At 74.9% G+C, this 15,793-nt stretch carries 13 protein-coding genes; 8 read left to right on the top strand and 5 right to left on the bottom strand.

The features are described 5' to 3' along the window. Positions 1 to 76: 76 nt before the first annotated feature. The 3 genes from ACIOHG_RS07250 to ACIOHG_RS07240 all read left to right on the top strand — a co-directional run bounded on the left by ACIOHG_RS07250 (position 77) and on the right by ACIOHG_RS07240 (position 2,920). Positions 77 to 856, top strand: a complete 780-nt coding sequence (locus ACIOHG_RS07250) for a hypothetical protein (RefSeq protein WP_400946384.1) — start codon at positions 77 to 79, stop codon at positions 854 to 856. 94 nt (positions 857 to 950) lie between these two features. Next, positions 951 to 1,778 carry an iron-sulfur protein gene (locus tag ACIOHG_RS07245; protein WP_400946381.1) on the top strand — a complete coding sequence of 276 codons (828 nt, stop codon included), beginning with the start codon at positions 951 to 953 and terminating at the stop codon, positions 1,776 to 1,778. A 137-nt stretch (positions 1,779 to 1,915) separates the two neighbouring features. After that, entirely contained in the window at positions 1,916 to 2,920 is a 1,005-nt protein-coding gene (locus ACIOHG_RS07240) for a DUF2637 domain-containing protein (protein WP_400946378.1), read from the top strand. 217 nt (positions 2,921 to 3,137) lie between these two features. On the opposite strand, the gene ACIOHG_RS07235 is transcribed toward ACIOHG_RS07240, so the two are convergent. Together ACIOHG_RS07235 and ACIOHG_RS07230 are read right to left on the bottom strand one after the other, a co-directional pair. Beyond that, the gene (locus ACIOHG_RS07235) at positions 3,138 to 5,324 is read right to left on the bottom strand and encodes a SpoIIE family protein phosphatase (RefSeq protein ID WP_400946375.1); all 2,187 of its coding nucleotides are present in this window, start codon (positions 5,322 to 5,324) and stop codon (positions 3,138 to 3,140) included. Positions 5,325 to 5,619: 295 nt separating this feature from the next. Further along, on the bottom strand, positions 5,620 to 6,117 hold the full coding sequence (locus ACIOHG_RS07230) for an ATP-binding protein (RefSeq protein ID WP_400946373.1): 498 nt from the start codon (positions 6,115 to 6,117) through the stop codon (positions 5,620 to 5,622). 334 nt (positions 6,118 to 6,451) lie between these two features. On the opposite strand from ACIOHG_RS07230, the gene ureA reads away from it, so the two are divergent. From ureA to ACIOHG_RS07215, 3 genes are read left to right on the top strand one after another with little or no spacing between them, the layout of a single operon-like run. After that, complete coding sequence (ureA, locus tag ACIOHG_RS07225) at positions 6,452 to 7,162, top strand: urease subunit gamma (protein ID WP_400946370.1); 711 nt, start codon at positions 6,452 to 6,454, stop codon at positions 7,160 to 7,162. 31 nt (positions 7,163 to 7,193) lie between these two features. Beyond that, the gene (locus tag ACIOHG_RS07220) at positions 7,194 to 8,915 is read left to right on the top strand and encodes an urease subunit alpha (RefSeq protein ID WP_400946367.1); all 1,722 of its coding nucleotides are present in this window, start codon (positions 7,194 to 7,196) and stop codon (positions 8,913 to 8,915) included. Positions 8,916 to 8,945: 30 nt separating this feature from the next. Beyond that, complete coding sequence (locus tag ACIOHG_RS07215; RefSeq protein WP_400946364.1) at positions 8,946 to 9,992, top strand: agmatine/peptidylarginine deiminase; 1,047 nt, start codon at positions 8,946 to 8,948, stop codon at positions 9,990 to 9,992. Positions 9,993 to 10,079: 87 nt separating this feature from the next. Here ACIOHG_RS07215 and ACIOHG_RS07210 read toward each other — a convergent pair whose 3' ends face one another. From ACIOHG_RS07210 to ACIOHG_RS07200, 3 genes are all read right to left on the bottom strand, one after another. After that, a complete protein-coding gene (locus ACIOHG_RS07210) occupies positions 10,080 to 13,316 on the bottom strand; it encodes an SdrD B-like domain-containing protein (protein ID WP_400946362.1) in 3,237 nt (1,078 codons plus the stop codon). Between the two features lie 149 nt (positions 13,317 to 13,465). After that, positions 13,466 to 13,678 carry a hypothetical protein gene (locus ACIOHG_RS07205; protein ID WP_400946360.1) on the bottom strand — a complete coding sequence of 71 codons (213 nt, stop codon included), beginning with the start codon at positions 13,676 to 13,678 and terminating at the stop codon, positions 13,466 to 13,468. Then, positions 13,675 to 13,911, bottom strand: coding sequence for a hypothetical protein (locus ACIOHG_RS07200; protein WP_400946357.1), 237 nt, complete (start codon positions 13,909 to 13,911; stop codon positions 13,675 to 13,677). The genes ACIOHG_RS07205 and ACIOHG_RS07200 overlap by 4 nt, the downstream gene beginning before the upstream one ends. A 102-nt stretch (positions 13,912 to 14,013) precedes the next feature. On the opposite strand from ACIOHG_RS07200, the gene ACIOHG_RS07195 reads away from it, so the two are divergent. After that, positions 14,014 to 14,757 (top strand): GntR family transcriptional regulator, encoded by a 744-nt coding sequence (locus ACIOHG_RS07195; RefSeq protein ID WP_400946354.1) that lies wholly within the window; start codon positions 14,014 to 14,016, stop codon positions 14,755 to 14,757. Positions 14,758 to 14,872: 115 nt separating this feature from the next. Continuing rightward, positions 14,873 to 15,769 carry a spherulation-specific family 4 protein gene (locus ACIOHG_RS07190; protein WP_400946350.1) on the top strand — a complete coding sequence of 299 codons (897 nt, stop codon included), beginning with the start codon at positions 14,873 to 14,875 and terminating at the stop codon, positions 15,767 to 15,769. The last annotated feature ends 24 nt before the right edge of the window (positions 15,770 to 15,793 follow it).

Raw genomic sequence — 15,793 nt, 5'->3', positions numbered from 1 at the left:
GGGGAGGGTCGGCGGTTCGCTGCATGGCGCGCACAAGGAGGTGGCGTTGTCGGTGCACGGAACTGCCCCGGGGGGCATGGCGGACGTCGTCTGGCGGCTGCGTTCGCGCGGCTGCTGGCAGGAGGCGGCGGACCTGCTGCGCCCGCAGGCGGGCCGGGACCCGACCGCGGCCCTGCAGCGCGCCGAACTGCTGATCGAGCAGTGCCTGTTCACCGCCGACCACTGGGACCGCGCGGAGGACGCGCTGCGCCAGGCCGAGGCCGCGGTGGCCGGGATCGAGCTGCGCGCCGCGGCGTCCTGCGCCCGCGGGTTCCTGGCCTACGTGGCGAGCGTGCTGGGGCGCCGGGACCGGCTGGACGAGGCGCAGGCCGCGCTCGGGCGGACTTCGGCGCTGCTGCCGCCGAAGGCCCCGGGGCGTCCGCTGCTGGACTTCCGGCGCGGGCTGGTCGCGGAGAACCTGCTGCACGACACGGCGGCCGCGCACAGCGCCTACGCCCGGGCCCACGAGGGGGCCCGGGAGCGCGGCGACGACCTGCTGCGGTCCGCCACCTGGCGCCACCTGGCGGGCCTGGCCCGGGCGGAGGGCGACGCCGAGCGGGCCCGCGAGGGGTTCACCGCCTCGCTGCGGCTGCGCGAGGAGCTGGGGTACACGGTGGGGGTGGCGCCGGCGCTGGCCGCGCTGGCGGAGGTCTCGGAGCCGGCCGAGGCGGAGCGGCTGCGCGCGGAGGCGGCCCGGCTGGTGCAGGCGCTCGGCGGGGTGCCGGTGTGGCTGGCGCGGCGGCTGGCGCAGGTGCCGCCGCAGCCGGGTCCCCCGGACGGCGGCGGACGGCGCGACCTGCGGCACGGCATCAGCTAAGGTGAGCCTTACCTGTCCGGGGTGAGCAGCGTCCCGGACAGGTCCACCGCGCCGTGCCCGGGCCCCGCTCCCGGGGTACCACCAGGGAGCCCGCGTGCCCGCGCACCAGGTCGAGCAGTGCCCCTCCCCCACGACCCCCACGACCCCCGCGAACCCCGTGAACTCGGCTCCCTGCACGCCGAGTTGGCGGCGTCTCGACGAGGTCTTCGCCGGCCTGCGCATCCACCACGACGACCCGCGCACCGGCCCCGGCTGGACCACGGCCGCCGCCCTCGCCACCGACCCGGCCGCGCTCGACGACATGATCGCCTTCGACGAACGGCTCGGCCTCGACCTGTACGGTGCCCCGACCCGCCCGGACGTCACCGCCGGCTTCAGCCTGCACCGCTACGCCTGGCCGGCCGCGCTCGCCTTCACCCTCCCCTGGTTCCTGGAGCACCGCGTCCCGGTGCTGCCGCCCGAACGGGTCTCGATCAACCGGGCCACCGGCGAGCTGACCGCCCGACCGACCGCCTTCCGCTGCCTGCCCGACGACCCGGCCGCCGACCGCCCGGACGCCCTGGTCGCCCCCGACCTCCCCGCACTGGACGCCGCGCTGCGCACCGCGCTCGCCGACCACCTCGCGCCCGTCCTGGCCGCCTTCCGCCCGCGCGTGCGCCGGGGCCCGCGCACGCTCTGGGCGCTCGCCACCGACGACGTGGTGGACGGCCTCTGGTACCTCTCCACCCTGCTCGCGGACGAGCCCCGGGCGGTCGAGCGGCTGACGGCGCTGCTGCCGGGCGACGCCGGCGCGGCCCCGTTCGTCGGGACGCCCGGCTTCCGCGAGGAGGACGGCGCCCGGACCAGGACCAGGGTCAGCTGCTGCCTGTTCTACACCGTCCGTCCGACCGAACCCTGTTTCAGCTGCCCACGCGCGCAATAGATATGACTGTCTTTTGAATTCCGACCGGGAATTCCCCCCTATCGGTGTATTGCCCCCGATCCGGTCATGATCCCCCGCATTTCTCCGCCATGATGGTCCCCGCCACCACGACGCGGAAAGCGAGGCTGGATCGAGTCATGAGACTGTCGGACATACCGCTGGGTTGGGCCGTCGCCGGTACGACCGCCCTGGTGGCCGCCGTCGCCCTGCTGGCCTTCGCCCGCAGCCGGGCCGGTGCCGCCGCCAAGAACGCCGGCGGTACGGACTCCTGGGAGCGCGCCGAGGAACGCCGCCGCCGCACCGAGTCCCTCTACGGGGGCGCCTCCTACCTGCTGCTGTTCTGCTGCGCGGCCGTCGCCGCCGCGCTGTCCTTCCACGGACTGGTCGGCTTCGGCCAGCAGAACCTGGGCCTCACCGGCGGCTGGGAGTACCTGGTCCCGTTCGGCCTGGACGGCGCGGCGATGTTCTGCTCCGTCCTCGCCGTCCGCGAGGCCAGCCACGGCGACGCGGCGCTCGGCTCGCGCATGCTGGTCTGGCTGTTCGCCGCCGCGTCCGCCTGGTTCAACTGGGTGCACGCCCCGCGCGGCTTCGGCCACGACGGCGCCCCGCAATTCTTCGCGGGCATGTCGCTCTCGGCGGCCGTACTGTTCGACCGCGCACTGAAGCAGACCCGGGTCGCCGCCCTCCGCGAACAGGGCCTGGTCCCCCGGCCGCTGCCGCAGATCCGGGTGGTCCGCTGGCTGCGCGCCCCGCGCGAGACCTACGCGGCCTGGTCGCTGATGCTGCTGGAGGGCGTCCGCACCCTGGACGAGGCGGTCGAGGAGGTCCGGGACGACCGGCGCAACGCCGCCGAGACCCGGGAGCGCCGCCGGATGGCCTCCCGCCGGGAACGCGCCGAGATCCGGGCCATCGGCCGCCAGCCCGGCAGCTGGCGCCACCGCAACCCCCGCCAGCTCGAACCCGCCACCGCCCCCACCGCACCCCCCACCCCCGCGGAGCCCGCCATACCCGCCCCCGCCGGCCTCCCCGCCACCCCGCCCCGCCGCAGCATCGACCTCACCCCGGAGGAGGACACCGTGACCCTCCCCCGACTGGAGTCCCTCGAACAGAAGCTCAAGGACCTGGAGCAGCAGTTCGGCTGAGCCTCCGGAAGGAGCATTCAGGGGCCCGCTGGGCTTCGCGTTCCCAGGGCCCGCTGGGAGCGAAGCTCCAGGGGCCCGGGGAACGGCGGAGCCGAGGGGCGGGTGACCAACAGGCCGCTGGGCGCCACCCCGTTTCGGGCCGAAGGTCCTCGGCGAAACCCCCGTCACGCCCCACTGTGCCCGGGCCCCTGGATTCGTTTCTCCCGGAAGCGCCTGTCTAGGAGCTGAGCTCGAACCACATCCGCTTGCCCGTCCCCCGGGGTTCGACGCCCCAGGTGTCGGCGAGGGCTTCGACGAGCATCAGGCCGCGGCCGGAGGACGCCTGTTCGCCGGGGGTGCGGCGGGTGGGCCAGAGGTCGGACTCGTCCTCGACCTCGACCCGGAGGCGGGCCCGCCCGCTCTCCTGGTAGAGGCGGGCGGTGAACATCGCGTCGCGGTCGGTGTGCCGGATCGCATTGGTGACCAGCTCGGAGGCCAACAGCTCGGCGGTGTCGATGAGTTCGGGCACGCCCCAGCGCCGCAGCGCGTCCCGGAGTTCGCCGCGGAGCTCGGAGATCCGGGCCAGGTCGGCCTGCCCGATCCGGCGGCGGAGCTGCTGCGCGGCGCGCCCGCCGGCGGGGCCGTCCCAGCGGAGCAGCAGGAGCGCGATGTCGTCCTCGCGCTCGCTGCTGTCGGCGGCCTGGGAGGCGATCCGGTCGGCGAGGTCCTCCAGCGGTTCGCGGGGCGACTCGCCGACGGCGGGCAGTTCGCGGGAGACGACCTCGCAGAGCCGGGCGAACCCGGTGTCGAGGTCCATGTCGCGGGCCTCGACGAGTCCGTCGGTGCAGAGCACGACCGTCTCGCCGGGGTCGAGGCTGAACCGGGTGACCCGGTACTCCTCGTCGGGGGCGACGCCGAGCGGGAGGCCGCCGGCCACCGGGACGGGGTGGGCGCTGCCGTCGGCGCGGCGGACCACGGGGTCGAGGTGGCCGGCCCGGACGGCGTAGACGACGCCGTAGTCGACGTTGACCTCGGCGTAGGTGCAGGTGGCGAAGTGGTCGGTGTCGAGGTCGGCGAGGAAGCGGGAGGCGCGGGCCATCACGGCGGCGGGCGGGTGGCCCTCGGCGGCGTAGGCGCGCAGCGCGATCCGGAGCTGGCCCATGATGCCGGCGGCGTGCACGTCGTGGCCCTGGACGTCGCCGATGACCAGGCCGACGTGTCCGCCGGGGAGCGGGACGACGTCGTACCAGTCGCCGCCGATCTGCAGGCCGGAGCCGGCGGCGAGGTAGCGGACGGCGGTGGTGACGCCGGGGACGGCGGGGACGGTGCGGGGCAGCATGACGCGCTGCAGGCCGGCGGCGAGTTCGTGCTCGGCGTCGTGCAGGCGGGCCCGGGCCAGGGACTGGGCGACCAGGCCGCCGAGGGTGGAGAGCAGGGTGCGCTCGTCGGCGTCGAGTTCGCGGGTGTCGTCGAAGGAGACCACGCAGACGCCGGTGGGGCGGCCGGAGGCGATCAGCGGGAGGAAGGCCCAGGAGGATCGGCCGCTGGCCTCGGCCCAGTCCCAGGCTTCGGGGTAGCGCTCGCGGTACTCCTCGCGGCTGGAGACGAAGACCGGCACCCGCTGCCGGACGGCCTCGGCGGCGGGGTGGGCCGGGGCGAGCGGGATGCGGTCGAACCGGTTGCTGAGTTCGCGGTCGTAGCCGCTGGAGCCGAGCAGGGCGATCCGGCCGCCCTCCAGCGAGGCGAGGGCGAGGCCGTCGGGGCCGAGGCCGGGCAGCGGGAGTTCGGTGAAGACCCGGGCCACGTCGCGGACGGTGACGGCCTCGGAGAGGGCGCGGGCGGCCTCCTTGATGAAGCGGGAGCGCTCCTCGCGGAGCACGGCCTGCTCGTCGGCGCGCTCGCGCTTGTGCAGTTCGACGGTGGCGTCCCAGACGAAGCCGACCATCCGGGAGGGGCGGCCGAAGGCGTCGGCGAGGACGCGGCCGCGGAACCGGACGGCGTGCAGCTCGCCGTCGGGGAAGACGGTGCGGTAGTAGGCGCCGCACTGGCCGAGTTCGGAGACGGCGCGCTCGACCCGGCGGCGGACCACGGGGGCGTCCTGCGGGTGCAGCAGGGCGAGGAAGGAGCCGGAGGTGCGGTCGAAGGGCTGGCCGGTCAGGCCGAGGATGGCGCAGGCGCGCTGGTCGCCGACCAGGACGTCGCGGCGGATGTCCCAGTCGAAGGAGCCGATGCCGTTGGCGGCCATGGCCGGCTCCAGCCACTCCGGGGTGGAGTCGCCGGTGCGGGTGGGCAGGCCGGTGGCGGTGCTCGGCGGCCCGGGGCGGCCGGTGGCGGCCCGCAGCGCGTTCGCGGGGGTCTCGTTCCTGGTGGCCTGGGCGGGCGGGGTGCGGCGGGCGGGCCCAGGCGCCTCGGGCTCGGTGGCCATGCTTCTCCTGCCGGTGCCTTGCCTGGCGGCCGCTGGTGGCTCGGTACCCCGGGCGGGGCCGGCCGGACCGCGATGGATGGTGGCGTATGCCTCCTGGCACACATTCTCACTACCCTGTCGTATGTTCGGCAAGGCGGCAATCCCGGTGCGCCGGACGGTACCGATCGCACACGATCACGTCCGGCATATTCGTTTTTCGGGGACGGCCGCCGGGACGGCCGGTGCTGCGGCGGGTGGTGCGGCCGGTGCTGCGGCGGGTGGTGCGGCGGGTGGGGCAACCGCCGGGACGGCCGGTTCAGGCCGCGGCCGACAGTTCGAACCAGGTGACCTTTCCGTCGCCGCGCAGTTGCACGCCCCAGTCGTCGGCGAGCGCCTCCACCAGGAGCAGTCCGCGGCCGCTGGTGGCGTCCTCGCCGGGGTGGCGGCGGCCGGGCAGGTGGCTGGTGCGGTCCCGGACCTCGACCCGCAGGCGCTGCTCGCCGGTGAGCACCGCGTCCAGGACGGCGTCCTTGCCGGTGTGCACGAGCGCGTTGGTGACCAGTTCGGAGGCCAGCAGTTCGGCGGTGTCGGCGAGTTCGGGGACGCCCCAGTGGTCGAGGGCGTCGCGCAGGCGCCGGCGGACGGTGCCGACCGCGAGCAGGTCGGCGGCGTCCAGCGACGCGTGCAGCCGGTGGTGCAGGGCGCAGTCGGGCCGGTGGGCCGGGGCGACGGCGGCCGCCGCGGGTGCCCGCAGGTCGGCCTCCTCCCCGTGTGCCGCCGATCGCTGCCGCGGAAACCTCGCCTGACCGTCCATCGATCCCGTACGCCCCCGACTCGTTCTCCGTACGGCCGCCCCCGGTCCCCCGCCGGCCCTCACGGCCCCTTCTTGTCATCGTCATGCCCACTCGGCGGCATTTGGAACAGTGCTCCTCGGCGCGCACCGGGGTGAACGGGTGCGCGGGCGTGCGCCGGTCGGCCGCCGGGCCGGTCCGGGGCGCCCCGCGCGTCGGCGTGCCGCGGGGGCCGCGCGCCCCGAGGCTGGACAGGGCGGCCGGGCGCGGGCTTCAATGGGGCCCACGTTTGAACGCCGTTCTAAACTCTGTGCCGACCACCCTCCGCTCCCCCTCCAGCGACTCCAGCGAGGAACTGTGCGACTGACACCCACCGAACGGGACCGGCTGCTGATCTTCACCGCGGCGGAGCTGGCCCGCGCCCGCCGGGCCCGCGGCCTGCGCCTGAACGTTCCCGAGGCGACCGCGCTGATCGCCGACACCGTCTGCGAGGCCGCCCGGGACGGCCGCCGGCTGGCCGAGGCGATCGAGGCGGGCCGCCGGGTGCTCTCCGCCGAGGAGGTGCTGCCCGGCGTCCCCGACGTGGTGACGGTGGTGCAGGTGGAGGCGGTGTTCGAGGACGGGACGCGGCTCGCCGTGGTCACCGACCCGTTCCAGGGCGCCGGTTCGCTGGGCACCGGGGCGCCGGGCGCGGCGCTGGTCGGGCCCGGGACCGGCTACGACCCGGTGGAGGAGGCGCTGGTGCTGCCGGTGCACAACACCGCCGCCGTGCCGATCTCGGTCACCTCGCACTTCCACTTCTTCGAGGCCAACCCGCGCCTGGCCTTCGACCGGGCCGCGGCCTACGGCACCCACCTGGCGGTGCCGGCCGGCTCCTCGGTGCGCTTCGACCCGGGCGCCACCGTCGAGGTCGGCCTGGTGCCGATCGGCGGCGCCCGGGTGGCGATCGGCTTCGCCGGCCTGGTGGACGGCCCGCTGGACGCGCCGGGCGCGAAGGAGCAGGCGCTCGTCCGGGCCCGGGCCACCGGCTACCTGACCGAGTTCGACGACACGGAGCCCGCGCGGTGACCGCCGCCCGACCGACCGGGAAGGACCTCGCATGACCGCCATCTCCCCGCACGACTACGTCTCGGTGCACGGCCCGCGCGCGGGCGACCGGGTCCGGCTCGGCGACTCGGGCCTGATCGTCCGGGTCGAGTTCGACTCGCAGGCCCCGGGCGACGAGTTCCTGGCCGGGTTCGGCAAGACCGCCCGGGACGGGCTGCACCTGAAGCCCGCCGCCGTCCGCGACACCTGCGACGTGGTGATCTCCAACGTGCTGGTGATCGACGCGGTGCTGGGCATCCGGAAGACCTCGATCGGCATCCGGGAGGGCCGGATCACCTCCATCGGCCGGGCCGGCAACCCGGACACCCTGGACGGGGTGGAGGTGGTGGTCGGCACCGGCACCACCATCGTCTCGGGCGAGGGCCTGATCGCCACCGCCGGCGCCGTCGACACCCACGTGCACCTGCTCTCGCCGCGGATCATGGAGGCGTCGCTGGCCTCCGGCGTGACCACGATCATCGGCCAGGAGTTCGGCCCGGTCTGGGGCGTCGGCGTCAACTCGCCCTGGGCGCTGCGGCACGCCTTCAACGCCTTCGACGCCTGGCCGGTCAACATCGGCTTCCTGGGCCGGGGTTCGTCCTCCGACCCGGCGCCGCTGGTGGAGGCGCTGGCCGAGGGCGGCGCCTCCGGCTTCAAGGTGCACGAGGACATGGGCGCGCACACCCGGGCGCTGGACACCGCGCTCCGGGTCGCCGAGCAGTACGACGTCCAAGTGGCCCTGCACACCGACGGGTTGAACGAGTGCCTGTCGGTCGAGGACACGCTTTCCGTCCTCGACGGCCGCACCATCCACGCCTTCCACATCGAGGGCTGCGGCGGCGGCCACGTGCCGAACGTGCTGAAGATGGCCGGCGTGCCGAACGTGATCGGCTCCTCCACCAACCCGACCCTGCCGTTCGGCCGGGACGCGCTGGGCGAGCACTACGACATGATCGTCTCCGCCCACGACCTCAAGCCCGACCTGCCGGGCGACGCGGCGATGGCCCGGGACCGGATCCGGGCCGGGACGATGGGCGCGGAGGACGTGCTGCACGACCTCGGCGTCATCGGCATCACCTCCTCCGACGCCCAGGGCATGGGCCGGGCCGGCGAGACGGTGCGCCGCACCTTCGCGCTGGCGGGCAAGATGAAGGCCGAACTCGGCCCGCTGGACGGCACCGGCTCGTACGGGACGGCCGAGGGCGGCGACGACAACGAGCGGGTGCTGCGCTACATCGCCAAGCTGACCATCAACCCCGCCGTCGCGCACGGCCTTTCGCACGAGATCGGGTCGATCGAGCCCGGCAAGCTCGCCGACATCGTGCTCTGGCGGCCCGACCACTTCGGCGCCAAGCCGCAGCTGGTGCTGAAGGCCGGCTTCCCGGCGTACGGCGTGGTCGGCGACCCGAACGCCTCCACCGACCGGTGCGAACCCCTGGTGCTGGGGCCGCAGTTCGGCGCGCACGGGGCCACCGCCGCCGACCTCTCGGTGGCCTTCGTCGCCCAGGCGGCCGCCGACGGCGCCTACTTGGACGTGGCGGGCGACCGACTGCCCACCCGCAGGCGGCGGGTGGGCGTGCGCGGGACGCGCGGCATCGGGCCGCGGTCGATGCTGCGCAACGGCCGGACCGGCAAGGTCGACGTCTCGCCGACCGGCCTGGTCTCGCTGGACGGCGAGCCGCTGCGCTCCGAGCCCGCCGACACGGTCTCCCTCAGCCGCCTCTACTTCCTCTGAACCCCCCTCCCCCGCATAGGACTTCACCCCATGAGCAGCTCCCCCACCCCCGCCTCGCTCGGCTTCCGGATGCCCGCCGAGTGGCACCCGCACGCGCGCACCTGGATGGCCTTCCCCACCGCCAACCCGACCTTCGACGGCGCCGAGCAACTGGACGCGGCGCGCCGCGCCTGGGCCGCGGTCGCCGACACGATCGTCCGGTACGAGCCGGTGACGCTGGTGGTCAACACCGGCGAGAGCGAGCAGGCCCGGCGCTACGTCTCCGCCGCGGTGGAGATCGTCGAACGGCCGCTGGACGACGCCTGGATGCGCGACATCGGCCCGTCCTTCCTGCTCGGCCAGGACGGCGAACTCGCCGCCGCGGACTGGGTGTTCAACGGCTGGGGCGCCCAGTCCTGGGCCCGCTGGGACAAGGACCAGGACATCGCCGAGCACGTCGCCGAGCTGGCCGGGGTGCGGCGCTTCGCCTCCCGGCTGATCAACGAGGGCGGCGGCATCCACGTGGACGGCGAGGGCACCGTGCTGGTCACCGACACGGTGCAGCTCGGCGAGGGCCGCAACGCCGACTGGACCCGCGAGCAGGTCGAGGCCGAGCTGCACGCCTTCCTCGGCACCACCAAGGCGGTCTGGCTGCCGCGCGGACTGACCCGCGACTACGACGAGTTCGGCACCCGCGGGCACATCGACATCGTCGCCTCCTTCGTCCGTCCCGGCACCGTGGTCGTGCACGCCCAGCCGGACCCGGCGCACCCCGACCACGAGGTCTGCCGGGAGCTCGCGGAGCTGCTGCGGTCCGCCACCGACGCCCGCGGCCGCACCCTGGAGGTGATCGAACTTCCGGCGCCCACCATGCTGTTCGACGAGGACGGCGAGCCGGTCGACTACTCGTACATCAACCACTACGTGGCCAACGGCGTGGTGGTGCTGTGCGCCTTCGACGACCCGCGCGACCAGGGGGCGAAGGCGATCCTGGAGAAGGCCTACCCGGGCCGCACCGTGGAGCTGGTCGACGCCCGGGAGATCTTCGCCAACGGCGGCGGTGTGCATTGCATCACCCAGCAGCAGCCGCGGGCCTGACGCCCCGTCGGGCAGCCGAACGGCCGCGGGCCGGAACCTCCTGGTCGCCCAGGGGTTCCGGCCCGCGGCCGTTGTCCTGCCGGTCCGTCAGTGGCGGCGTCCGCGGCGGCGGTAGGACAGCGCGCAGAACAGCAGGCCGGCCACCGTGAGCAGCCCGGCGAGGGCGCCGAGCGTCCCGCTCGGCAGGTCGGCGCCGGTCTGCGGCAGACCGCCCCCGGCGGTGCCGGAGGGCTCCGGGGTCACCGGGCCGGACGGCGAACCGGACGGCGCGGGCGAACCCGAGGGCTCCGGGGAGCCGGACGGCGACGGGGCCGGGGAGGACGAGTCGGACGGCGACGGGGAGGGCGACGGCGGCGGCTCGGGGAGCAGGATGCCGAGGTCCAGGTCGAGGTCGCGCTGCCCGCCGGCCAGGCCGACCACCTGGGTCAGGCCGGTCTGCGGGTCGCCGTCGGAGTCCAGCGCCGGGTCGGGGCCGGCGTGCTGGGCGGTGACGGTGGCGTCCTTCGGCAGCGTGGCCAGGTCGAAGCGGACCTGGTAGCGGCCGTCCGGCAGGTGGTCGAACAGGTAGTGGCCGGAGCCGTCGGTGACGGTGGTCAGCGGCGTGCCGTTCAGGTCGCGGACCGGGTCGCCGTTGCCGTCCAGCAGGGCCACGCCGACGCCGCCGACGCCGGGCTCGCCGGGCTGCTGGACGCCGTCGCGGTCGAGGTCCCGCCAGACGAAGTCGCCGAGCGCGTTGTCCGAGGGCCGGGTCCGCCGGACCGAGACGCCGACCTTGGCGGGCTCGGCGGGCAGCAGCTGCTTGCCGGTGGCGTCGGTGGCGGTGTACGCGAAGGAGTTCCAGGCGTACGCGGCGTCGGGCGCGTCGTAGGGGGCGACCATCGGCCAGCCCAGGGTGAAGGAGGCGCCGGGGGCGAGCGTGCCGGGGCGGGCGATCCGGAACCAGGTGGCGTTGCCGGGGCCGGGGAAGACGGTGCTCCAGGTCGCGGCCGGGTCGCAGCCGGGGTCCTGGGCGCGCGGCACCAGGGCGTCCACGCAGGGCTGCTTCGCGGTGGTGTACTCGATCACCACGGCGGGGTCGCTGCTGGTCAGCGGCTCGCGCAGGGCGGGTGCCCAGGAACTGCCGCGGGGCGCGGCCGGGTTGAGCACGTAGCCGTCGCCGGGGGCGGCCAGCCGGTCGTAGGCGAGGAACTCGGTGACCGGGTCGGGCGAGTCGTTGCGGACGGTCATCCGGTAGGCGAGCCGCCCGCCGGGGGTGGTGGCGCCCATGCTGCCGTAGTCGGCGTCCAGGTCGCCCTTGACCTCCTTGTAGGAGCGCAGCACGCTCGGCACCTGCACCTCGACCCGGGAGGAGGCCGGGCACATCTTCTCGGTCCGGTCGCCGTTCCCGTTCAGGTCGAGCGCGTCCGGGACGCCGCTGTCGGTGCCGTTGTAGGCGCAGGTGACCGGCGCGGTGGGCCGGTCGGCGGTGACGAACACCTCGTTGACCAGGGCGCCGGAGCGGACGCTGCCGGCCACCTGGACGTCGAACCTGACCCGGTAGGCCAGCTGGTCGTGCAGGTACGTCATGTCGGGCGCGCCGGCCGGCCAGGTCATCTTGACGATCTGCCGCCCGTCGGGGCCGGGGGTGACCTCCACGGACTGCGGGAGCTTCGCGTCGGGGTAGCCGTCGGTGGTGCGCAGCGAGCCGTCGACGTAGACCAGCCCGGCCGGGAGCACGTCGTACAGCACCAGCGGCCGGTCGAGGGCGCGCCCGCTGCGGTTGTACGGGATCACCTCGAAGGTGGCGCGGCCGCCGGGCGAGGTGACGGCGCCCTCGGTGGTGGTCTTGGCGGCGCCCAGGTTGGTGCCGTCGGTGACGGTGGTCCGCGCGCAGCCGGTGGCGGTGGCGGTGGAACTGCCGTCGGTGGCGGTGTTGGTGACGCAGTTGGTGAGCGGCGCCGGGGCGCGGCGGCCGTCGTGGCCGGTGGCGAGGACCTGGGTGACCAGCTGGACGCCGCCGCCCGGGGACCAGCCGGTGGGCAGCGGGCCGTTCCAGCTGAACCGCAGGCCGTCCAGCCAGCGGCCGGCGGGGAGGCCGAGCACGTCGTTCGCGGGGTCGCCGGCGCCCTCGGCGAAGGTGACCCGGCGGTTGCCGGAGCCGTCGAAGGGGGTGCCGGGGGTGAAGGTGCGCCAGGCCGGGTCGCCGTTCAGCCGGTACTCGAAGGTCATCGTGATGCCGGCCGGGTTCCACGGCGAGAACTGCAGCGACTGCGGGTACAGCCAGTTGTAGAGCCCGTCGGTGGTGCCGGTGCCCGGGTCGGTCATGGTGAGCGAGGTGGCGGGCGCCGAGGTGTTGGTGGCGAACAGGCTGAAGCTGTTCAGGTCGCCGGAGACCGAGGTCTCCGCCCAGGACTTGCTGGCGGTGACCTGCACGTCGGTGTTCGGGGCCTGGAACTGCCCGGTGGTGGCCTCGTCGGTGGACAGGCTCCGCTCCGGGTCGGGTCCGAGCGGGTCACCGAACAGCTCGACCCGGTTGGTGGAGGTGCTGCCGGTCGGGAACTGCGCCTCCGGGTAGTTCACCACCAGCACGCCGGGGATGCGGCAGCCCGCGTGGCCGTTCCCGGCCCGGAACTCGCCGTTGTCGTAGCCCCAGGTGTTCGGCCCGGGCGCGACCCGGCTCCAGCCGGGCGAGCGGCCGGTGTCGACCACCGCGCCGGGCGGCAGGGTGTCCAGCAGCCGGCTGGTGTCCAGGTCGACGTTGGTGCCGTCGGTGGAGCAGGCGCTGAACTGGTAGGTGACGGTCCGTCCGTCCGCACTGGAGGTCTGCACGCCCTTGGTGACCCGGTACTCCGGCTCGACCTGCGCGGTGACGGTGGCGCGGCCGGTCTGCGGGTCCTCGCCGTCGACCGTCAGCCGGGCCGAGTTGACGGCCGAACTCCCGTTGGCGGTCGTCCAGTTCGGGAACTTCAGGGTGACCCGGACGGAGGCGGTGGTGCCGGGGCTGAGGGTCTGCAGCTTGATGTTCAGGTTGCCGCCGGCGGTGCCGGGCGCGGGGACGGTCGAGTTCGGCACGTCCACGGTGCTCGGGTCGGGCACCCAGGAGACGAACTCCATCCCGGCGGGCAGCGCGTCGGTGATCGCCCCGTTGACGCACTCCTTCACCGAGCAGGAGTACTGCAGGGTGTAGGTGACGTTCTCCCCGGGCGCCACGGTGGACTTGTCGGCGGTCTTGCTGAAGGAGACGGCGGCCTGCGCGGGTGGGGCGAGGGCGCCGCTGCCGAACAACGACGCGGCCAGCACCGCCAGGGCGGCCGCGATCCGTCCGGTCCGATGGGGAGTACGCATGCGCGCAGTTCATCCGACCGGTGCCGTCCGGCCCGGCGCGGCGCGAGCCGGGCCGGACGCCTTTCACCCGCCCGGCGCACCCGGGCCGGGCCGTTCGGAGGAACCCGGCCCCGGCCCGTCCCCAGCCGCAGCCCCGGCTCAGGCCCCGGTCAGTACCAGCGCTGCTCCTCCTCGCGGCGGCGCTCCCAGCTGCGCCGTTCGACCATCGCGGCGACGGTGCCGGTCAGGAACGCGTCCCAGCAGTCCTCCTCCCGGGTGGGTGTCCGGTCGGTGCCCGAGGTGCAGCGCGCGCAGCACCCGCAGGGCCGGTAGCGGCGCTCGGGGCCGGCCGGGGGCGGGCCCGGCGGCTGGTCGGTGGTCACGATTCCTCCTCGATCTGGGCCCAGATGACGGTCCGTCCGTCCGCGGTGACGGAGCCCCAGCGGTCGGCGGTGCGCAGCGCCCGGAGCAGTTCGCCCCAGCTCGGGGCGTCGTCCGGCGGGCAGGGGACGCTGATCCGGGTGCTGCCGACGGAGAGCCGGACCTCGGCGAGGGCCCCGGTGGCCCGTTCGATCGCGGCCCGCAGGCCGGACGCGCGCATGCTGATCTGCACCACTCCCCCAAGGTACACATAGGGCCAAGCTCTACACGTAGAGTAGTGCCACGCGGGATACTGTGTCACCGATCGGCCGGACCGCAGACCTTTCGGAGGACGTCGATGACCGCCAGCGGGCCCTCCGCTTACCTGCAGGTGGCCGAGCAGATCCGCGGGCGGATCGCCGCGGGCGAGTACCCGCCGGGCAGTCAACTCCCGTCCCTGGCCGAGCTGCAGGCCCAGTACGGCTACTCGCACGGGGTCGGCCAGTCCGCGTACCGGCTGCTGGAGCAGGAGGGCGTGGTCCGGGCCAAGCAGGGCCGCGGCTACTTCGTCCGCGCCCAGGAGCCGCGCCGCACGCTGGTCCGTCGCGGCCCCGACACCGCCGCCGCCCTCGCCGCGCAGGGCGTCGACCCCACCTGGCGCAGCCAGTCCACCACCGAGGCCGCCACGCCGCAGGTCGCCGAGCGCCTGGAGATCGAGCCCGGCGACCCGGTGATGCACACCTCCTACGTCCACCTGGTCGACGACGAACCCGGCTACCTGGTCGAGTCCTGGGAGCCGATGGCCGTCACCGGCCAGGCCCTGATCGTGCTGCCCGAGGCCGGCCCGCACGCCGGGATCGGCGTCACCGCGCGGATGGCCCTGATCGGCATCACCACCGGCGACCCCGTGGAACGGCTCACCGCCCGCGTCCTCACCCGCGCCGAGGCCCAGGCCCTCGCCCTGCTCCCCGGCGCGCCCGCCCTGGCGATCCGGCGCACCCACTACGACCGGGCCACCGGCCGCCCCGTCGAGACCGCCGACCTGGTGCTGCCCGGCGAACGCTGGAGCGCCGAGTACGGCGAGCGCCCGACGGCGGGCTGACCCGGCTCCCGGCCGGCGGCGCATCGGGTTCGAACGGGGTTTCCCTCGGCGGGTTAGCATGCGCCGACGGGCCGTCAGGGGGACGCCCGCCCGAACCTCTTGGGGGAACCACCGCATGCGTACCCGTGCGAAGGGGCTCACCGCCCTGCTCCTCGGCGCCCTGCTCGCCACCGCCGCACCCGCCGCCACCGCCACCACGGCCGCCGCCACCACCCCGGTGCGCGGCCTGGAGATCGGCGTCCCGGCCTACGTGTACCCGAACCAGCAGATGCTGCTGGACGTCCAGGCCGCCCAGCCCGCGCCGTCGATCGTCATCCTGAACCCGAACAACGGCGACAACCCGTTCGACGCGAGCTGGCAGGCCCGCGCCGACGCGCTGCGCGCCCGCACCACCGCCACCGGCGAGCACACCCGGGTGCTCGGCTACGTCCACACCGAGCGCGGCACCCGGGACCGGGACGCCGTCCTCGCCTCGGTCCGCAACTACCTGGTCACCACCGACGGGAAGCTGCACGTCGACGGCATCTTCTTCGACACCACCAGCCGCGACTGCGGCCCGGACAACGCCCAGCGCGACTACTACCTCGACCTGCGCCGGCAGGTGCAGGCGCTGGTCCACTCGATCGACCCGGCCGCGCAGGAACTGGTGGTGAACAACCCCGGCACCGCCGTCGCCGACTGCTTCCTCGAAGCCGGCAAGCGCACCGCCGACACCTTCGTCACCTTCGAGGGCAGCTACGCCGCCTACACCGGCTCCTGGCTCGGCGGCAACGTCTTCAACCTGACCGCCGGCTACTACTCCGGCGCCGCCTTCGACCCCTCCGGCACCGGCTACTGGCACCTGGTGCACGCCGTCCCCGACGCCACCGCGATGCGCACCGCCCTCTCCACCGCGTTCACCCGCGGCGCCGGCTACGCGTACGCCACCGACGACGTCCTGCCCAACCCCTGGGACGCCAGCCCGAGTTGGGGCTTCGGCGCGGAGACCGCGTACGCCGGCACCCTGGGCTGACGCCGCCCCGCGGAGGGGCGGCCC

It is taken from the genome of Kitasatospora sp. NPDC088134, from assembly GCF_044741705.1.
Taxonomy (GTDB): Bacteria; Actinomycetota; Actinomycetes; order Streptomycetales; family Streptomycetaceae; genus Kitasatospora.
This window is presented reverse-complemented; position numbering and strand designations above follow the sequence as displayed.

Bases quoted from the DNA above. Each gene is read 5' to 3' on its own strand.
- ACIOHG_RS07250 (WP_400946384.1), top strand. From the start codon at position 77: ATGGCGGACGTCGTCTGGCGGCTGCGTTCGCGCGGCTGCTGGCAGGAG.
- ACIOHG_RS07240 (WP_400946378.1), top strand. From the start codon at position 1,916: ATGAGACTGTCGGACATACCGCTGGGTTGGGCCGTCGCCGGTACGACC.
- ACIOHG_RS07235 (WP_400946375.1), bottom strand. From the start codon at position 5,324: ATGGCCACCGAGCCCGAGGCGCCTGGGCCCGCCCGCCGCACCCCGCCC.
- ACIOHG_RS07230 (WP_400946373.1), bottom strand. From the start codon at position 6,117: ATGGACGGTCAGGCGAGGTTTCCGCGGCAGCGATCGGCGGCACACGGG.
- ACIOHG_RS07220 (WP_400946367.1), top strand. From the start codon at position 7,194: ATGACCGCCATCTCCCCGCACGACTACGTCTCGGTGCACGGCCCGCGC.
- ACIOHG_RS07215 (WP_400946364.1), top strand. From the start codon at position 8,946: ATGAGCAGCTCCCCCACCCCCGCCTCGCTCGGCTTCCGGATGCCCGCC.
- ACIOHG_RS07210 (WP_400946362.1), bottom strand. From the start codon at position 13,316: ATGCGTACTCCCCATCGGACCGGACGGATCGCGGCCGCCCTGGCGGTG.
- ACIOHG_RS07195 (WP_400946354.1), top strand. From the start codon at position 14,014: ATGACCGCCAGCGGGCCCTCCGCTTACCTGCAGGTGGCCGAGCAGATC.
- ACIOHG_RS07190 (WP_400946350.1), top strand. From the start codon at position 14,873: ATGCGTACCCGTGCGAAGGGGCTCACCGCCCTGCTCCTCGGCGCCCTG.